22 protein-coding genes are annotated in these 18,531 nt (G+C 35.5%); 16 read left to right on the top strand and 6 right to left on the bottom strand.

Annotation, left to right across the window (positions count from 1 at the left end):
• Positions 1-5: 5 nt before the first annotated feature.
• From purC to ACNFU2_RS03185, 3 genes are all read left to right on the top strand, one after another.
• The gene (gene purC, locus ACNFU2_RS03175) at positions 6-725 is read left to right on the top strand and encodes a phosphoribosylaminoimidazolesuccinocarboxamide synthase (RefSeq protein ID WP_172282949.1); all 720 of its coding nucleotides are present in this window, start codon (positions 6-8) and stop codon (positions 723-725) included.
• Positions 726-835: 110 nt separating this feature from the next.
• A complete protein-coding gene (gene purF / locus ACNFU2_RS03180; protein ID WP_306612201.1) occupies positions 836-2,329 on the top strand; it encodes an amidophosphoribosyltransferase in 1,494 nt (497 codons plus the stop codon).
• A 166-nt stretch (positions 2,330-2,495) separates the two neighbouring features.
• Entirely contained in the window at positions 2,496-3,443 is a 948-nt protein-coding gene (locus ACNFU2_RS03185) for a glycerophosphodiester phosphodiesterase family protein (protein WP_306612203.1), read from the top strand.
• Between the two features lie 101 nt (positions 3,444-3,544).
• Here the strand turns inward: ACNFU2_RS03185 and ACNFU2_RS03190 are convergent, their stop codons facing one another.
• From ACNFU2_RS03190 to ACNFU2_RS03200, 3 genes are all read right to left on the bottom strand, one after another.
• Positions 3,545-4,249, bottom strand: a complete 705-nt coding sequence (locus tag ACNFU2_RS03190; RefSeq protein WP_418123665.1) for a porin family protein — start codon at positions 4,247-4,249, stop codon at positions 3,545-3,547.
• 498 nt (positions 4,250-4,747) lie between these two features.
• The gene (locus ACNFU2_RS03195; protein ID WP_273647937.1) at positions 4,748-5,308 is read right to left on the bottom strand and encodes a porin family protein; all 561 of its coding nucleotides are present in this window, start codon (positions 5,306-5,308) and stop codon (positions 4,748-4,750) included.
• 142 nt (positions 5,309-5,450) lie between these two features.
• Positions 5,451-6,098: a porin family protein gene (locus ACNFU2_RS03200; protein ID WP_172282940.1), complete on the bottom strand. Its 648-nt coding sequence runs from the start codon at positions 6,096-6,098 to the stop codon at positions 5,451-5,453.
• Positions 6,099-6,607: 509 nt separating this feature from the next.
• Here ACNFU2_RS03200 and ACNFU2_RS03205 point away from each other — a divergent pair.
• Together ACNFU2_RS03205 and ACNFU2_RS03210 are read left to right on the top strand one after the other, a co-directional pair.
• Complete coding sequence (locus ACNFU2_RS03205) at positions 6,608-6,970, top strand: hypothetical protein (protein ID WP_418123667.1); 363 nt, start codon at positions 6,608-6,610, stop codon at positions 6,968-6,970.
• 59 nt (positions 6,971-7,029) lie between these two features.
• The gene (locus tag ACNFU2_RS03210) at positions 7,030-7,380 is read left to right on the top strand and encodes a hypothetical protein (protein ID WP_306612208.1); all 351 of its coding nucleotides are present in this window, start codon (positions 7,030-7,032) and stop codon (positions 7,378-7,380) included.
• Positions 7,381-7,455: 75 nt separating this feature from the next.
• Here the strand turns inward: ACNFU2_RS03210 and aroB are convergent, their stop codons facing one another.
• Positions 7,456-8,502: a 3-dehydroquinate synthase gene (aroB, locus tag ACNFU2_RS03215; protein WP_306612209.1), complete on the bottom strand. Its 1,047-nt coding sequence runs from the start codon at positions 8,500-8,502 to the stop codon at positions 7,456-7,458.
• Between the two features lie 101 nt (positions 8,503-8,603).
• On the opposite strand from aroB, the gene ACNFU2_RS03220 reads away from it, so the two are divergent.
• A complete protein-coding gene (locus tag ACNFU2_RS03220; RefSeq protein ID WP_194304269.1) occupies positions 8,604-9,773 on the top strand; it encodes a pseudouridine synthase in 1,170 nt (389 codons plus the stop codon).
• A gap of 195 nt (positions 9,774-9,968) precedes the next feature.
• On the opposite strand, the gene pncA is transcribed toward ACNFU2_RS03220, so the two are convergent.
• Positions 9,969-10,574, bottom strand: a complete 606-nt coding sequence (gene pncA / locus ACNFU2_RS03225) for a bifunctional nicotinamidase/pyrazinamidase (RefSeq protein WP_306612213.1) — start codon at positions 10,572-10,574, stop codon at positions 9,969-9,971.
• A gap of 266 nt (positions 10,575-10,840) precedes the next feature.
• Here pncA and ACNFU2_RS03230 point away from each other — a divergent pair, with 266 nt between their 5' ends.
• The 5 genes from ACNFU2_RS03230 (at position 10,841) to ACNFU2_RS03250 (ending at position 14,122) form a co-directional block, all read left to right on the top strand.
• Entirely contained in the window at positions 10,841-11,983 is a 1,143-nt protein-coding gene (locus ACNFU2_RS03230; RefSeq protein ID WP_306612215.1) for a DEAD/DEAH box helicase, read from the top strand.
• 183 nt (positions 11,984-12,166) lie between these two features.
• The gene (locus ACNFU2_RS03235; protein ID WP_172282930.1) at positions 12,167-12,703 is read left to right on the top strand and encodes a YfiT family bacillithiol transferase; all 537 of its coding nucleotides are present in this window, start codon (positions 12,167-12,169) and stop codon (positions 12,701-12,703) included.
• Positions 12,697-13,158 (top strand): DUF1569 domain-containing protein, encoded by a 462-nt coding sequence (locus ACNFU2_RS03240; RefSeq protein WP_306612218.1) that lies wholly within the window; start codon positions 12,697-12,699, stop codon positions 13,156-13,158. Before ACNFU2_RS03235 ends, ACNFU2_RS03240 begins: the two co-directional genes overlap by 7 nt.
• Positions 13,155-13,535 carry a bacillithiol system redox-active protein YtxJ gene (ytxJ, locus tag ACNFU2_RS03245; RefSeq protein ID WP_172282928.1) on the top strand — a complete coding sequence of 127 codons (381 nt, stop codon included), beginning with the start codon at positions 13,155-13,157 and terminating at the stop codon, positions 13,533-13,535. The genes ACNFU2_RS03240 and ytxJ overlap by 4 nt, the downstream gene beginning before the upstream one ends.
• A complete protein-coding gene (locus tag ACNFU2_RS03250) occupies positions 13,532-14,122 on the top strand; it encodes a Crp/Fnr family transcriptional regulator (RefSeq protein WP_172282926.1) in 591 nt (196 codons plus the stop codon). The genes ytxJ and ACNFU2_RS03250 overlap by 4 nt, the downstream gene beginning before the upstream one ends.
• Here the strand turns inward: ACNFU2_RS03250 and ACNFU2_RS03255 are convergent.
• Positions 14,119-15,543 (bottom strand): PLP-dependent aminotransferase family protein, encoded by a 1,425-nt coding sequence (locus ACNFU2_RS03255; RefSeq protein WP_172282924.1) that lies wholly within the window; start codon positions 15,541-15,543, stop codon positions 14,119-14,121. The genes ACNFU2_RS03250 and ACNFU2_RS03255 overlap by 4 nt on opposite strands.
• Positions 15,544-15,632: 89 nt before the next feature.
• On the opposite strand from ACNFU2_RS03255, the gene ACNFU2_RS03260 reads away from it, so the two are divergent.
• From ACNFU2_RS03260 to ACNFU2_RS03280, 5 genes are all read left to right on the top strand, one after another.
• The gene (locus ACNFU2_RS03260; protein WP_418123673.1) at positions 15,633-16,517 is read left to right on the top strand and encodes a DMT family transporter; all 885 of its coding nucleotides are present in this window, start codon (positions 15,633-15,635) and stop codon (positions 16,515-16,517) included.
• A gap of 258 nt (positions 16,518-16,775) precedes the next feature.
• Positions 16,776-17,015 (top strand): hypothetical protein, encoded by a 240-nt coding sequence (locus ACNFU2_RS03265; RefSeq protein WP_273647943.1) that lies wholly within the window; start codon positions 16,776-16,778, stop codon positions 17,013-17,015.
• A 258-nt stretch (positions 17,016-17,273) separates the two neighbouring features.
• Positions 17,274-17,753 carry a Crp/Fnr family transcriptional regulator gene (locus ACNFU2_RS03270; RefSeq protein WP_418123675.1) on the top strand — a complete coding sequence of 160 codons (480 nt, stop codon included), beginning with the start codon at positions 17,274-17,276 and terminating at the stop codon, positions 17,751-17,753.
• An 11-nt stretch (positions 17,754-17,764) separates the two neighbouring features.
• Positions 17,765-17,869, top strand: coding sequence for a hypothetical protein (locus ACNFU2_RS03275; RefSeq protein WP_418123677.1), 105 nt, complete (start codon positions 17,765-17,767; stop codon positions 17,867-17,869).
• A gap of 41 nt (positions 17,870-17,910) precedes the next feature.
• Positions 17,911-18,525, top strand: coding sequence for a Crp/Fnr family transcriptional regulator (locus tag ACNFU2_RS03280; RefSeq protein ID WP_418123679.1), 615 nt, complete (start codon positions 17,911-17,913; stop codon positions 18,523-18,525).
• Positions 18,526-18,531 lie beyond the last annotated feature (6 nt).

The raw sequence follows: 18,531 nt of genomic DNA on the forward strand, positions 1-18,531 counted from the left end.
AGAAAATGGAAAAGAAAGAAATGTTGTACGAAGGTAAGGCTAAACAAGTGTTTGCTACCGATAATCCTGATCAAGTAGTAGTGCGTTTCAAAGATGATGCTACGGCTTTCAATGCTCAGAAAAGAGGACAGGTTGATCTTAAGGGCGAAATGAACAACGCGATCACCACTTTAATTTTCGAGTATTTAAATGAAAAAGGGATTAAAACTCATTTCATTAAACAATTGAACGAAAGAGAACAATTGGTAAAAAAAGTATCCATTATTCCTTTGGAAATGGTTGTAAGAAACTATTCTGCCGGAAGTATGGCTCAGAGATTAGGAGTAGAGGAAGGTATAAAATCTCCGGTAACTATTTTTGATATCTGCTATAAAAAAGACGAATTGGGAGATCCTTTGATCAATGATCACCACGCTGTTTTCTTAGGTGCAGCTACGTATGAAGAGCTTGACGAAATGTACGAGCTGACTTCTGATATCAACGAAATCCTTATCGATCTGTTTGATAAGATGAATATCATCCTGGTTGACTTCAAGATCGAATTAGGGAAAACATCAGATGGTGAAATTATCCTGGCAGATGAAATCTCTCCTGATACATGCAGATTATGGGATAAAGACACCATGAAAAAATTAGATAAAGACAGATTCAGAAGAGACTTAGGTGAAGTAACTGAAGCGTATGTCGAAATCTATAACAGACTGAAAGCTTTACTTAATAAATAAGTAATACGGAAGATTTATAATCAGACTTGAGATTGTATTTAACATAATATTGAATTTCACATCTAATTGTAGAATCTATCAAAATAAAATCTAGATTAGAAAAAATAGAAATGAAAAGTTTAGACATTCATAAAAGTGAATATTTAAAACAGTTTAAAAACCAGACTTACGGTAGAAACCTTTTCAGAACAAGGGAAGAGGAAAGACTTGATGCTCCGAATGAGGAGTGCGGTATTTTCGGATTGTATTCTGACAATGATCTGGATACGTTTTCCCTTTCTCAGTTCGGACTTTTTGCTTTACAGCACAGAGGACAAGAGGCTTGTGGTATTTCCGTTCTTAAAAACGGGAAGATCAATAACCTGAAAGACGAGGGGTTGGTTTTAGACGTTTATAAAGATATTCAGGATCCTGAAGCTTTTATGGGGAATTCTGCAATAGGGCATACACGTTATACTACAGCAGGAGACAAAAAGAAGTACAATTTCCAGCCATTTTTTGCGAAAAATGAATATGACCAGATTATACTTTCGATTGCACATAACGGTAATTTAACGAACGCAAAAGAACTGAAAGCCGAACTGGAGGCAGAAGGTGTTGTTTTCAGAGCAACTTCAGATTCTGAGGTTATCTTAAGATTAATCCAGAAAAACCTTGATCTGGGATTAAGAGGAGCGATCAAAGCAACAATGGAAAAGATCGAAGGAGCTTATTCCGTAGTAGGAATGACGAGAAATAAGTTTTTTGCATTCAGGGATTTCAACGGGATCAGACCGTTGGTTTTAGGAGCTATTGATGAAAAATCATATGTGGTAGCTTCTGAATCTGTAGCATTGGATGCAGTGGGAGCACAGTATGTTCGTGATATTTTACCTGGAGAGATCATCTACACCAACGAAAATGAGACCGGATTACAGTCTTATATGGTGAATGAAAAAGGAAAACAAAGAATCTGTTCTTTCGAATATATTTACTTTGCAAGACCTGACTCTACATTAGAAAACATTAATGTGTATGAGATCAGAGAAAAGTCGGGTGAAAAAATCTGGGAACAAGCTCCTGTGGATGCAGATATCGTTATCGGAGTTCCGGATTCAGGAGTGCCTGCAGCGATTGGCTTTTCAAAAGCATCAGGGATCCCTTTCCGCCCGGTTTTAATTAAAAACCGATATATCGGAAGAAGTTTTATTGTTCCGACTCAGGAAATGAGAGAAAGGATCGTTAACCTGAAGCTGAATCCTATTATATCTGAAATTAAAGGCAAAAGAGTAGTTATTATTGATGACTCTATTGTAAGGGGAACTACTTCTAAAAGACTGGTTAAGATTTTAAAGGATGCCGGAGTAAAGGAAATCCATTTCAGAAGTGTTTCTCCTCCGATCATTGCACCTTGTTATCTTGGGATTGATACTCCATCAAAAGATGATTTGATTTCAGCCAATATGACGACTGAAGAGCTAAGAAACTACCTTGGAGTAGATTCTTTAGAGTTCCTCAGTACAGAAAACCTTAAAGAAATCTTAGGATCTTCCAATCACTGCTTTGGATGTTTTACAGAACAATATCCTGTAGCAAAAGGGGAGGAAGTAGAGCTATTTAATTAATTGTCTCAACAATCAATACATAAAAAGACCTGATAGCATAATATCAGGTCTTTTTTCGTTTTTATTGTCGAAAAAAATAATTGATATAAATGTAGCAAAAGCTTAATATTACTGTCGTACAGGATATGCCGGTATCCTTTAATTTTGCGTAATTAAGATCAGGATTATGAAAAGTACATTTATCACAGGTATTTTATTTCTGTTTATTCAGCTATATTCAGCTCAGTCTTTTGATACCCAGGCGCATAGGGGTGGAAAATCCTTATATCCGGAAAACACCATCCCTGCAATGAAAAATGCTTTAAAAATGGGTGTTACGACACTTGAAATGGATCTTGCCATCACAAAAGACAAGCAGGTGATTCTTTCTCACGATGCATTTCTTTCACCTGAACTGGTAACAAAGCCTGACGGAACATTTATTCCCCGGGATTCCGGATTTTATTACAAAATTTATGAAATGCCTTATGCAAAGATCAAAACTTTTGATGTAGGGATGAAAACACTAGCCAATTATCCTGACCAAAAGAAAATGAGGGTACAAAAACCGCTCTTTTCAGATGTTATAGATGCCTGTGAGAATTATGCCCGGGAACTTAAAAGGCCTTTGCCGTTTTATAATATAGAGACTAAAACGCGACCTTTTTCGGACGATATTTTCCATCCTGAACCTAAGGAATTTGTCGATCTGATGATGAAGATCATTGTAGGAAAAAATATCCAGGACCGGGTTATTATTCAATCCTTCGATCCAAGAACCTTAGAGCTTATCCATGCACAATATCCTAAAATAATGACTGCCTTACTGGTAGAGAAGGTGGATGATAAAAAGCTTGCCCAGCAGCGGAATTATTTTAAAAATATCCCTGTCGAAAAATTCAGAATGTATCCCGATCATCTTAATGGAGTATCGGGTGATATGAAATTCTTAAGTTTTACTCCTACAATTTACAGTCCGGATCAATCTCTTGTCACACCCGGATTGGTGCAGGAATGTCACAAACTCGGAATGAAAGTCATACCATGGACAGTAAACTCGAAAGAAAGACTGCAGGAATTAAAAGAAATGGGAATAGATGGGGTGATCAGCGATGACCCTCGAATTTTCGAATAGATTTGCCTTACCCATACAATAGAAATGGCTGGAAGTTATTCTTCCAGCCATTTTATAATGCAGAAAACTACATTCTATGGTTAAAAAATTGGTTGTTGTTATTAAAACTTATAATTCAAACCTAGTTGGAATACTCTGTTGTTGTTTTCAGCAGCAGGTCTGCTTTTATCAATCTTAGTCAAGCTATTTACATATCTTGCGTTGATTCCCAGATTACGTGTGAAGTAGTATCCTAAACCTAGACCTAGACCAAAGTTGAATTTGTTGATGTCATCTTTGTTGATCGTTTCAGAAACTGAATTTTTCTGAGTGGTAGCGATACCGTTTGTAGTGCTTGTAACAGTATTTTCACCTTTGTTTTTTCCATCGATGAAATAACTGAATTCAGGACCTGCTTCTACATAAAAGTTCTCCGCTGGCTTAAACTGAACCATTACCGGTACTGAAACATAATTCAATGTTGTTTTGTAATCACGTTGAGTTTTTACAGTAGTAGCTCCCGTTGTAACTTCAGTAGAAGAAAGAACACTTCTTGCTCCTAATTGGTTATACAATGCTTCAGGCTGTATGCTGAATTGCTTGGAAAGAGGAATATTTACAAAAACACCGGCATTAAATCCTATTTTCTGATTGTTTGCACTTAATTGTTGCTGACTGAATTGAGCGGAGTTAGCTCCACCTTTAATACCAAATCTGATTGGTTCTTTTTCTTTGTTAACAGTAGTAATAGTAGCTGTTGTTTGTGTTTCCTGAGCAAATACTAATGAACCAGCAACTATTGCTAGTCCTAGAAATAACTTATTCATAATTTTATTTTTTAAATTGTACTATTTCTTGTTATCCGAATTATTCATTCAGATGGGGTGTATTTTGCAAAAGGCTTGCCATAATTATAATTTTATGATTTGCAGAAAGATAAGCTGTGAGCCACTTCTTTAAAAGAATAAGTGATAATCCACATACGTGGGATTTTTTTAGTTAAAACAATCTAATTTGTTTAATTTTTAAGTTAAAATTGCTTGAAAAAAAATGCAAACTTTTTTCATTTTTTTTATTCAACACCCTTTATTCATCGTTAATTATGACCATTTTCACCCAACTTTCCAGATGAATTGAAGCTTACAAAAATGGCAGGTGACCATTTTGATCAGACTTTTATACTTTTTTATGATCATAATTTGTTGATCAATGGATGCATTGCAATGATTATTCAATGTGAAAACAGAACATTACAGGAGATCCGGATATAAAAAAACGGTTAAATTTATTAAATCTAACCGCTTATCTTGTTATTAAGTATATTATTACTTATTAAATTTATAAGTAAGACCGATCTGGAATACGTTATTTTTCCCATCTGCCTGTACGTTATTAACTTCTTTAGCAATATCTATAACACCCGCAACATATCTTGCATTCACACCGATATTCTTCGTAAAGAAATATCCTGCACCAAGACCTACACCAAAATCAAAACCTTTCACAAAATCCTTTCCATCTCTAGAATAGGAATTGTATTTAAATTTTGAATTGATCAGGAAACTAAACTGAGGTCCTGCTTCAAGATAAAACTGCGGAGTTGCATTATACTGGAACATCACAGGAACAGAGATATAATCTAAATTTACTTTAACATCATTATTTCCATCAGCTTTTGCGCCTAATCCATTGTATAAGATTTCGGGTTGTACACTAAAGCTAGGAGCTACAGGGACATTCATTAAAACCCCACCATAGAATCCTGCTTTTGATTTTGAATCACCACCTGAAATTGTAGAAATATTAAGACCTGCTTTTACTCCAAATGTTTGAGCAAACGTTAATGAACCAGCAACGATTGCCAAACCTAATAATAATTTTCTCATGATTATATTTAATTTTAATTTGTACTGTTTTGCTGCAAAATTCTTGCCAAATTATGTTAAAGTAACAAAAATGGTTAAATTTAACCATTAAATCTAACCATTTTATTGAAATCAAAATTTGTTATCTGAATGTGTTTTATGCTTATTTAAATTTGTAAGCTAAACCAACCTGGAATACGTTGTTTCTCATCGCATCACCATTGTTGTTTTTGTAGATATCTGTTAATCCGGCAGTATATCTAGCTGTAATTCCTAGGTTTGGTGTGAAATAATATCCTGCACCAATACCGATTCCAAAGTTGAATGTGTTGAAAGCATCTTTGTCAAGACTTCTCGTTCTTGTGCTTGTATTATCATTCGTAGAACTTTTGAATTTATCTTTAGCACTTACTAAAAATCCGAATTCAGGACCTGCTTCCAAGAAGAATTCAGGAGTTGCATTATACTGGAACATTACCGGTACAGCTATGTATCCTAAATTTCTTGAAGATTCATCCTTAAAGTTATTACCTAATACTGTATATTCTCTGGTTACTTTTGAACCCAAGTCATTATACAATACCTCCGGTTGAATGCTGAATGAGCTCGCTACCGGGATGTTTGCAAAAACCCCTGCATTGAATCCGATTTTAGATTTTGAATCACTAAGGTCAGCTCCTTTTGAAAGAGATGAAACGTTCATACCACCTTTAACACCAAATGTAACCGGGTTAGAAGATGAAGTAGAAGTTGTCTGAGCGAATGCTAATGAACTTGCAGTTACTGCTAATCCTAAAATTAACTTTTTCATAACTTAATTTTTTTAATATTTTACTATTCTTAATTTTAAATTTTACTACTTGTCAACTTTCGTTTGACGCAGAGTATCTTTCAAATTAGATGCCAAAACATAAAACATGACAAAAGTCAGGTATATAAACACTGCTAAAAACTACTATAAAATACTAGAAATCAGACCAATAAAATAAATAAACAAACATTTGTTTAACATATCTTAAAAACAGCTTAAATTCTAAATTAGGCTTATTTCGAGTAAAATAATACTCAAATGACTTGAACGTAATTGATATATATTACTCCTTTTTTGAAATTAGTGGAATTTATTTTAAAATCAAGGCCGGATGAAAATTCCTTTATGAAAAACCATAAGGCCTGTAATGAATAGTAATTTAAATCATTCTTTTAATATATTTTTAATCGTCTGTAATACAATACAGTATATAAGTTGTAATTTTGATAATAAAACTTAAGGATCAGGGTTTATATTGAACCTTAAATGAAAAATAAACTAATCTGGGAATGAAACAAAACAAGCAGTTGAAATTTATACTTCCTATTCTGGGATTGGTTATTCTGCTGCTGTTGACTATGGTGGCTGGTAAAACTTTTTATCCATTAAACGTATGGGTAATGATCTGCCTGGGTATTTTAATCATTGCATTAAGTTTAAAATTAATCTATAATCTATTTCTATCCAAAGCAGCTCAATCTTTATCATCCAGGCAATACGTCGATGAACCTGGACAAAAGATCTTCTATATTTCAACTTTCCGGACAAGTTTGCTAAGTATGTCAATGATATTTTTGTCCGCAATTTTCATTTATCTTTTCACTCAGCTATTCCCTGAAATTATTGAAGAAATTTATATGGACCTTCGGTAATAGTAATTGTTCTGATGCTCTTATATGTTATTTTATTTATAGGATCTATTTATTGTTTTTTGACAGGAATTAAGCTTTTTATCAGACGAAGGAAAATCGTACAGCTAATTATCAATGATGACAGCATCGAATTTCTCCCTGTTTACGACTTTGGAACGGCAGCCCGAAACATAAGTGCGCTATCTTTATTTTTTAAGAAAAAAATGCGTAAAGCTTATTTTACAGATCAGATTTCTGTTGAAAAGGTTAATAACACCTGGAACGGAGACAAAATAAAAATTTATATTGAAGGGATCGGTTTTTACCTACCCTTTCTATATGATGATGTGGAGGACCTGGAAAAGGTATTTCAAATGATTAGACATCGGCTGATAAAGCATATTCAATTCACTACTCATGATACACTGTAGAGGTGATCTGATCATTAAAAAATCCTGATCAAACAATCAGGATTCTTAATTTTATCTAAAAAGTAAACAGGCATGTTAAGCATCATTCAGTTTTCTGTAAAAATGCAGTGATTTTTCAATATTTTCCTGGCTGCATTCATGGTCAAAAACACACGATCCTACTCCGGAAAGCAAAGAAAAATTAATCTTCTTTTCCGTATTCTTTTTGTCGTTTAATAATAGAGACATCAGATTTTCATTGCTAAAATCACTGATATCCAGGTATGGATAATACCTTTTGATATGGTCAATGATCATTTCCGAATCTTCTTTTGAAATTAACTTTTCAAGGTGAGAAAGATGTGCTTCACAGATCATTCCGGCAGCTACTGCTTCTCCATGTAAAACCGGATTTCCCTGTTCAAGACAAGAACTTTCGATAGCATGACCGATTGTATGTCCGAAATTTAAAGTTTTTCTGACATTTTTTTCATGAAAATCCTGATCTACAACATCCTGTTTGATCGCCATCGAGGTCTGAATGTGTGGTAGTACTGATTCTACATCCAGCTTTTGTATTTTGATCAGATTCTCCCAATGTAAACGGTCTGCAATTAACCCGTGCTTCAGCATTTCAGCAAAACCACTTCGTAATTCTTTGAAGGGAAGTGTTTCTAAGAACTTAGGATATACAAAAATCTGTTCAGGAAAGGTAAAGGTACCTACCATATTTTTGTAGTGCATCAGGTCAATACCTGTTTTTCCTCCAATAGAGGCATCACACATCGATAATAGAGTAGTAGGAACATTAATGAACTGGATCCCTCTTTTATAGGCTGAGGCAACAAATCCGCCCATATCGGTAATAACACCACCACCGAGGTTTATAACCAGAGCTTTTCTATCTGCCTGCATTTCCGTTAAAATCTCCCAAAGCTGATTGGCAGTCTGAATATTCTTCATTTCTTCACCCGCTTCTATCTCCAGGATTTCAAAAGCAAGATCCGTTTCCATATTGCCTAAAAGTACCGGAAGGCAATATTCATGTGTATTTTCATCAACCAATATGAAAATTTTGCTGAAAGATTTTCCATGCAAAAAATCATTAAGCTGGGAAAACTGATCGTTTAATAGTGTTATCATTTCTGGAATAATATATATTTAATTGTAGAACAATATTGCAAAGTTATGATTCTTAATTTTTAACTCGTAACTAAATTACTATCTTTGCAAAAATATTTAGAATGAGCAGAGATAATAATAAATCAGGGAAACCACAAAGACCAAGAATTTCAACCAGAAAAAATTCTGATGATTCTCGTGCTTCTAAATCTGGAAATTCTTCAAGATCAGGTTCTTTCAAGAAATCTTTTCCTAAAGCAGGAGAGAGAAATTTTGATCACAAAAGCAGCAGTTCGAAGTTTAAGAGGAGTGAGGAAAGTTTTGAAGGACGTGCTGAAGAAGGTAAATCAAAACCTGAGAGAACACCTTATATTACCAATCAAAGTGAAGGACGAGAAAAAAAGACCTATGGAAAACCAGGTCCTAAAAGAGGAGGGAAAAGTTTTGATGCAAGAGACAAATATGAGAGAGGTAGCTTAAAATATGGTAGAAGACCTTCATCGGGCAATGACAGAGATGAAGATAAAGCAAGATCTTTTGTACAGAAAAGAAGATTGAGCAAGATCGAAAAAGATGTCCATAAAGATACGATCCGTCTTAACAAGTATATAGCCAATTCAGGAATATGCAGCAGAAGGGAAGCAGATGAACTGATCACACAGGGTCTTGTAGAAGTAAACGGAAAAGTGGTTACTGAAATGGGCTATCAGGTTCAGAAAAGTGATAAAGTAGTTTTTGACGGACAAAATATTACTCCTGAAAAACCTGTTTATGTCCTTCTGAATAAACCGAAAGGATATATTTCCACTACAAAAGATGATAAAGCTAGAAAAACGGTAATGGATCTTGTTGCAAATGCGTCTCCTTATCGTGTATTCCCGGTTGGAAGATTGGACCGTTCCACAACAGGTGTTATTCTTTTAACAAATGACGGACATATGACCAAAAAACTGACACACCCGTCTTTTGATGCTAAAAAGATCTATCATGTAACACTGGACAAAAAACTGACACATGAAGATATGAAACTGATTGCTGAAGGTATCCGTCTGGATGAAGGAGTTGCTACGGTGGATCAGATTTCGTTTATTGAAGGAAAGCCTAAAAATGAGGTAGGAATTGAGATCCATATCGGATGGAACCGTGTCATAAGAAGGATATTCCAGAGATTAGGGTATGAAGTGGAAGCTTTAGACAGGGTGATGTTTGCCGGTTTAACAAAGAAAAACATCAAAAGAGGTCACTGGAGAATTCTTACGGAATTAGAAGTTAACAATTTAAAAATGCTTTAGAGATTAATTTTTAATTGATCAAAAAGGTTTTTAAACTGAAAAATATAGGCGTGGTAAAAGAATAACCACGCTTTTTTATTTAATACCATTCAGTAAAAACTATTTGTGTCATTTATACTGATTTCATTCCGGTGTAATCGATACACAAAAAGCACAGTAATTAACTGTGCTTTTTATTTTTATGATAATAAAAGACTATCCTAAAACAGTAACTCCCTTCTGGATCATTTCGTAAATGGCGTCTCTACCGTTATCCGGTTTTACATTAACCGCGCGTGTTCCGTTAAAATGAAGGCAGGTAACATATCCGTTTGCTACAGCATCTGTACAGGTGAACTTTACACAATAATCCATTGCCAGACCGACGATTTCCAATAACTGAATGTCATGGTATTTTAAGAAATCATCCAATCCGGTCTTCATAAAGTGATTATTGTCCTGAAAACCGCTATAAGCATCAATTTCGGTATTCTTTCCTTTTTGAATAATGTGGGTTACTTTATCCCTGTTAAGATCTTTATGAAAATCTGCCCCGAAAGATCCCTGGATGCAATGATCCGGCCACATAAATTGCGGAACACCACCTAAAATAATACTTTCTCCTACTTTTTTTCCATTGTTGCTGGCAAAACTTTTATGGTCTGCGGGATGCCAATCCTGGGTTAAAACAATCTGGTCATATTCGTTTTCCTCCATTAAAAGATTGATATAAGGAATAATTTCATTAGCTCCCGGAACCGCTAAAGCTCCACCTTCACAAAAATCATTCTGAACATCTACTATTATTAGTGCTTTTTTCATATTTAAATCTCGAATTTTTGATAAATTTACAAAAACTAATACTCAAAAAATTATCCAAACACGAATTATCGGACAAAACGACACTTTATGAAAGAATTCACCATTGTCAATGGATGAGTTCATCCCAGAAAATGGTCCTTGATTATAGATTAAATTTTTAAATAATTAATTTCTATCCCAACAGACTCATTCACCTGTAAAATTAATAATCCGGTTCGGGTGTAAACCAAATATCAATAGTTTATCTTTGCAGCAAATATGTATTTATGTCATTTGAGTCTTTGGGATTATCACACAATATTATTCAATCTGTCAAAAAGCTAGGCTATTTAAAGCCATTTCCAATTCAGGAGCAAGCTATTCCTGTTATTTTACAGGGAAAGGATTTGATGGGAATTGCACAAGCCGGTTCGGGAAAGACGGCTTGTTTTGTGATGCCTATTTTAGAAAAATTACAGAATGCAGAAGTTAAGAAAGACCGTAATATTCAGGTTTTGATATTGGTTCCTACGCGTGAGCTGGCAATCCAGATTGATGAAGTTTTCAGAGCCTTTACCGGAAACCTGAAACGTGATATCCGTACGATGGCAGTATATGGTGGAGTTTCTATCAACCCTCAGATGAAAGGAATGTTCGGAGTAGAAGTCCTTATTGCGACCCCAGGACGTTTATTGGACCTGATAGAACATAAAGCTTTGAGCATTTCAGAAATAAAGCACCTGGTGATTGATGAGGCAGATAAAATGTTCCAGCTTGGATTTGGTGACGAAATGAATAAGCTTTTTGCTTTAATGCCGGCGATGAAACAAACGACTATGTTTTCAGCAACTGTAGATGATAAAGTTTCTGAAATAAAAGAACGTTTATCCCATAATCCCGTTATTATTGAAATAAAAAAGGAAGCAGTTGAAATTGATAATATTGAGCAACTGGCTTATCATGTTTCTCCTGAACATAAAGGGCCTTTCCTGCGTTATTTAATCAAAGAGAAAAAGGTTGAAAAAGCTTTGGTATTTGTATCTTCAACAAAGTCAGCAGATAATCTGGTTGAAAAGCTTAAAAAGAATAAAATTAAAGCAGTAGCCATTCACAGTCAGAAGTCACAGGGTGCCCGACGAAATAATCTGGAAGAGTTCAAGGTAAACGGTGCTCAGATTTTGGTTGCTACGGACTTACTGGGACGAGGCATTCATATTGAGTCTTTGCCTTGTGTGATCAATTATGAGCTACCACGTTCACCTTTGGATTATATTCACCGTATCGGAAGGACAGGACGAGCCAATGAAAAAGGTACCGCCATTTCAATCCTCACGGATGATGAGTTGCAACATTTCAGGGTTATTCAAAAGAAAATGGGTAAAAAAGTGACATTGCAAAGAACGGAAGGAATCGATCTTCACGGTTATTAGAAACAATAAAAACGCTTCAATTTTTTTTAAGAATTGAGGCGTTTTATTTTATCCCGTTAATCCCTATTTTTTTGTTGGCTGATAGCTTTTCTTGTAGTAATTTTAGAAAAAATTCCGGAAGGGCAAAAACCTTTCTGTTATTTATTGAAAGGATGAAGAACATATTAACCACGATAATTAAAAATGAGCAATTTAGAATTAAAAAAATATCCGATCGGACCATTTGAAAAGCCGGAAAGCATCGATGACATCCAATTGGATGAATATATAAAAGTGATCAAACACTTTCCTGCCAAACTGAAAAATCTGATTGAAAACTTTTCGGATGATCAATTGGATACCCCATATCGGGAAGGTGGATGGACGGTAAGACAGCTTGTCAATCATATTGCAGACAGCCATATTAATAGTTTTATTCGTTTTAAATTGGCTTTAACGGAAAATAATCCAACCATAAAACCTTATGAAGAGGCAAAATGGGCTGAACTCCAGGACAGCAGAAGTTCTCCTGTGAAACCGGCAATGAGAATGATCAAAGGAACTCACGAAAGATGGTATATCCTCCTTAAAACACTCACGAATAAGCAATTCGAAAGAACATTTCATCATCCTGAAAACCATCAGGATTATGACCTTAGAAGCTATCTGGCATTTTATAGCTGGCATTGCAATCATCATTTTACTCATATTGAAAATCTGAAGAAGGAGAGAGGTTGGTAAAAAAGAGTCTGCATAACCGAATCTATTTTGATGAGATCCTCAACAGGGTTTCTATGCTTACTGAAAATTCTCCAGGAAAATGGGGTAAGATGAATGTTGCTCAAATGTTAAAACATTGTGACCTTATTCTTGGCATTGCATTGGGAAAAACCTGGCTTTCCACTATCAATCCCCTTTTTGAGACAATAGGAGTGCTCACTAAAATAGAAATGCAGGTCTTTAATAACGGAATTCCCCGAAATATGCCTACTTTTCGAAAACTTATCGTTAATTTTGACTGTGATTTTACTGAGGCCAGAAAAGGACTCTTAGAAACAATGAATGAATACTGGGAATGTTATACCCAAGATAACCTGCCTGAAAAGCATGTTCTATTTGGAAAAATGAAAGAGAAAGACTGGGGTTTTCTGGAGTATAAACATCTCGATCATCACCTAAAACAATTTAATGTATGAGTTTTTTTGATAAAATATTTGGCGGAAAAGAAGAGAAACCGGAACAGAAATCTTTCTGGAAAAAAATAGAATCCGAGGAAGATCTCGCAGAAGCTATAGAAAGATCATACCATAACAAGGTTGCCATATTCAAACATTCTACCAGTTGTTTTATCAGTAAGACGGTGCTCAGGAATTTTGAATCGGAAATTAAGGATGCCGGTACCAATGCAGATTTATATTTTCTTGATTTGCTGGCATACAGACCTATTTCCAATAAGATAGCAGAAGATCTTGATGTAACCCATCAAAGTCCTCAACTGATTGTAGTAGAAAACGGAAAAGCCGTAAATAATGCTTCGCATCAGAATATATCAATAACCCAAATCGCACAATGAAGAATATTAATAACTACCTAGCTCAGGTTTTAAATGTTCCCACAGAACAGGTTAATGGCTGTAGCTTGCACTATGAAGTAAAGAAAGTTCAAAAGAACCAGTTCCTTCTGCAATACGGCGAAATTTGCCGCTATGTGTTTTTTGTAGAAAAAGGGCTTTTAAAGATGTATTCGATCGATAAGAACGGAAAAGAACACATCATACAATTTGCCCCTGAAAGCTGGCTGATTTCTGACCGCACCAGTATTTACTTTAACGAACAATCGGTGTATTATATAGAGGCTGTGGAGGATTCCGAAGTTTTATTTCTTCATCCGGACTTTTTTAACAAACTGGTCTCCCAGTTTCCGGACAGTGCAGAAAGACGGGATATTCTTTTACAAAAGCACGTCAGAAGTCTTCAGGACAGGATCAGCTCATTATTAGGCGAGACTGCGGAAGAAAGATACCTTAAATTCATTAAAATGTACCCGGATTTATTATTACGGGTACCACAATGGATGATCGCATCTTATCTAGGAATTACCCCAGAAAGCCTTAGCCGTGTAAGAAAGGAATTAGCAAGGAAAAACTTTGTTGTTGATTAAGATTCCCTCTCAATCATTTTAGCCATTTTTCCTACCTCTATTAGCTTTTGTTGGGTTTCTTCTGACCAGGGAAGCCCGATACACATTCTCATACAATTTTCAAACTGATCCTGGAGACTGAACATTCTTCCCGGTGCAATGCTTATACTTTGCTTAATGGCAAGGTCGTATAATTTCCGGGTCTGTATTTTTTTATCGAATTCCACCCAGAGGGAAAGCCCTCCTTGTGGCCTGCTTGTTTTGGTTCCTTCCGGAAAATGCTGCGCAATGGTCTGGACATAATTCTGATAATTAGCCTGCAGGGTTTTCCGTAGTTCCTGAAGGTGTTTTTCGTATTTCCCGGTTTTTAAGAAATTAGCAACGGCTTCATTTACAATAGAAATAGAAGAGGTGGAATGAAGAAGTTTGAGTTTGAGGATTTTGTCTTTGTACTTTCCGGGAGCAATCCATCCTACACGATAACCCGGGGCAAGCGTTTTTGAGATAGAGCTGCAATATAAAACATTTCCTTCTGTATCAAAGGATTTACAGCATTTCGGACGGTGTGTTCCGAAATAAATATCCCCGTACACATCATCTTCAATAAGCGGAATATTATTTTCGGCAAGAAGTTTTACAACTTCTTTTTTATTTTCATCAGACATGCAGCTTCCTAAAGGAGTATTGAAATTAGGGATCAATAAGCAGATGTCAATTTTAGGAATAGCTTTTTTCAGGGATTCGATTTCAATTCCATGGGCAGGATGGGTAGGCAATTCCAGTACTTTAAGTCCAAAGCCGGTAGCCAGTTGTAAGATGCCCGGATAACATGGGCTTTCTATAGCTATTGTATCTCCCGGTTTTCCTAAAGCCATCAGACAAAATGACAAAGCATTCATTCCACCGTTGGTCGTCACAAGGTCATTTTCGCTAAAGTTTCCGCCCCAGGATAAAGATCTTTGGGCGATCATTCTTCTTAATTTTAAATTCCCTTGGAGTTCCTCATACTCTGCGCCTCCATATTCAAGCTCCCGTGTGGCATGGATGATTTCCTTTTTAAGTTTTGCATGCGGTAATAATTCTCCGGATGGAATTGCTATGGAAAAAAGGGTAAGATTTTTCTTTCCCATATTTTCATACACTTTACTGATGAGTTCATCGGGTTCGTTATTATTGGCAATCAGTGATGGCCTGCTGACTTCAGGAAGCGGAAGCTTTACCGAAAGTAACTGACTTACAAAATATCCGGACTGTGGTTTGGGTTCAATGAGCGACATGGATTCCAGTTCCAGGAATACACGCTTTGCCGTGTTCATGCTAATCTGATGCTCAAGGCATAATTTTCTTACCGACGGAAGCTTATCACCAGGCTTCAAAACGCCGCTTGTAATCTGTGAAACAAAACCATTGGTGATCTCTGTGTACAAAAAATTTTTACTCATATCTTAAACTGTGCTCATGCAAATATACAAAACTGAGACTGTGTTTATTTATTTTTCCTCTCTAATTTTGATTTATAATAAAATATAAAATGATAACGAATAAAATTTCAAAAGATCAGGCTCTTAGCGGATGGATCAACGGATTTATCGGAGTATTGCTATTCAGCGGTTCGCTGCCGGCCACAAAATTAGCCGTAATGGATATGAACCCAATTTTCGTAACGATCGCGCGGGCAACCATTGCCGGTGTATTGGCTTTATCTGTCATTCTCATATATAAAGAAAAACGTCCGGTAAAGGAACAGATATTCCCATTAGCTCTGGTCTCATTGGGATGTGTTATTGGTTTCCCTTTGTTGTCTTCTCTGGCCCTTCAATATATCACATCTGCACATTCTATCGTGTTTTTAGGAATGCTTCCTCTTGCAACGGCTATATTCGGGGTACTCAGAGGTGGCGAGCGACCGCATCCTGTATTTTGGTTTTTTTCTATTGCCGGCAGCCTTTTGGTCATAGGATATGCTGTTTCGCAAGGGATATCAGCTTCTCCTGTTGGCGATATTCTGATGCTTGCCGCTGTTGTTTTATGTGGGCTTGGTTATGCGGAAGGTGCTAAGTTGTCAAAAACACTAGGAGGGTGGCAGGTGATATCCTGGGCGCTGATACTGGCTTTACCCCTTATGATCCCTTTATTTTTCCTCTATTTTCCCAACCATATTGAAACCGTAAGCGGACAGGGATGGTTTGGCCTAGCTTATATTTCATTATTCAGTATGTTTATCGGGTTTATTTTTTGGTATAAAGGACTTGCGCAGGGAGGAATTTCGAGTGTAGGGCAATTACAGCTTTTACAACCGTTTTTTGGACTTGCATTGGCCGCCTATCTGCTTCATGAACCTGTAAGTATAGGAATGCTGGGAGTGACAATTGGTGTGATTTTATGTGTTGCCGGGACCAAAAAATTTGCAAAATAAAAGGTTTAAAAATATTATAACAAGAAAAGATTGCTGTAAGGCAGTCTTTTTTGTTGTATATAAATCACTCTGGTAAGGCTTTATGGTATTATAAATTAAACTTTCACACAAAAAGCCTTATGATCGAAGTCATAAATTCATGAATGTTTTATCTGTAGATTTGAAATATAATTATTAAATAATCGTTCATATATAAATATGATTGATTTTTATTTAAAATTATATTATATACACTACACACCACAAAATAAAAATATTATGAAATTGATCTTATCATTAAGCATCATGGGTTTACTTATCCTGAGCTGCAAAAAAGAAAAGGAAAATCAGATGAATAACGGCGTTGACACGGTAACTACAGTTCCGGGGGATACGATGGGAGCTGTTCCTCCAGCCTCTGACACGATGACTACATCATTGCCTTCCAGAGACAGTACTGCCCAATCCGGCACAACCACTATGCCTGCACAAGATTCTACCACAAATAAAAAGAGATAATTCTTCAAATTAACGTAAAAATTCTTTCAAGTAATTGGGTATTCGTGATATCTCACGAATGCCTTTTGTTGATAGATTTACGTAAAATATTTATATATAATAATTTGTATTTCAATCAGTTAATTAAATCATAATTAACATAAAAAATAATCAATAGGTGCAATTATTGCACTTGTAAAAGCATTGGTCCATTAAAATATTTTACTAGGGTGTTTTTTGTGAACTTTGTTTATATAATAATACCAAAAACTAAATATTATGGTAATCAACGAAAACGTCTTATATTCTATGGGAGCTGAGACAAAACAATATAGTCCTTCGGATTTTATTTTTAGTGAAGGAGATTTTGCACACTATTATTATCAGATTGTAGAGGGTGAAGTAAAATTGAATAATTATAATGAAGATGGTAAGGAATTTATCCAGAACATCTTATCAGAAGGACAATGCTGTGGCGAGTCTATTCTCTTCATAGATAAACCTTATCCTATGAATGCCGAGGCATTGACGGAATGTAATATCCTGAGACTTTCTAAAAATCTTTTTTTTCAATTGCTGGAGGAATCTCCTGAGCTCTATCTTGAAATCAGCAACTTTTTATCCCAAAGGCTTTATTATAAATATGTAATGATGCAGAATATATCTTCCCTTAATCCTATAACACGCCTAAAAGGTTTGATGGATTACCTGAAGAGCTTTCATAATGACAAAGCCCTTATTCGTTTTCTATTCCTTTAACCCGACAGCAGATGGCCAACCTTACAGGCTTGTGTGTAGAAACAGTTATACGATCTTTTAAAAAAATGGAAAAAGAATGCACCGTGCAGATTGAAAACAGAAAAATTTTGTACTAAGGTTTAGTTTTAGTATTTTTCTGGGTACAAATGGAAACAGAATGAAAACAATAAGCTGCATGAACATTGACCAGGAACTTTTATATTCTTTTGGTGCAGAAGATAGAACATATAAAAGAGGGGAATTGATTTTCAGAGAAGGTGACCATGCGCTTTATTATTTTCAGATTGCTGAAGGAAAAGTAAAGCTTAATAATTATAATGAAGAGGGAAAAGAGTTTATCCAGAATATATTAGGAAAAAACCAGAGTTTTGGAGATCCATTACTCTTTCTGGATAAATTATATCCAACAAACGCAACGGCGTTAACATCTACACAAATTATAAGAATATCAAAAGAAAGCTTTCTGAAATTACTGGAAAAAAATCCAGATCTTTCTTTAATGATGAACACCTGCCTTTCTCAAAGGCTATATTATAAAATACTGATGACCCAGTATATGGCATATCAGAATCCTGTATTTAGATTGAAAGGGCTCATGGAGTACCTGAAGAGCTATTCGGAGAATGACTGCCAGTTTGAATTTCCTATAGAGCTGACAAGACAGCAGATTGCCAACCTTACCGGGTTGCGTGTAGAGACTGTTATCAGAACGTTAAAGAAAATGGAAAAAGAAAATTCTATTAAAATCGAAAATAGACGAATTTTATATTAGTAACAT

The organism is Chryseobacterium sp. PTM-20240506 (assembly GCF_048296755.1).
Lineage (GTDB): Bacteria > Bacteroidota > Bacteroidia > Flavobacteriales > Weeksellaceae > Chryseobacterium > Chryseobacterium proteolyticum.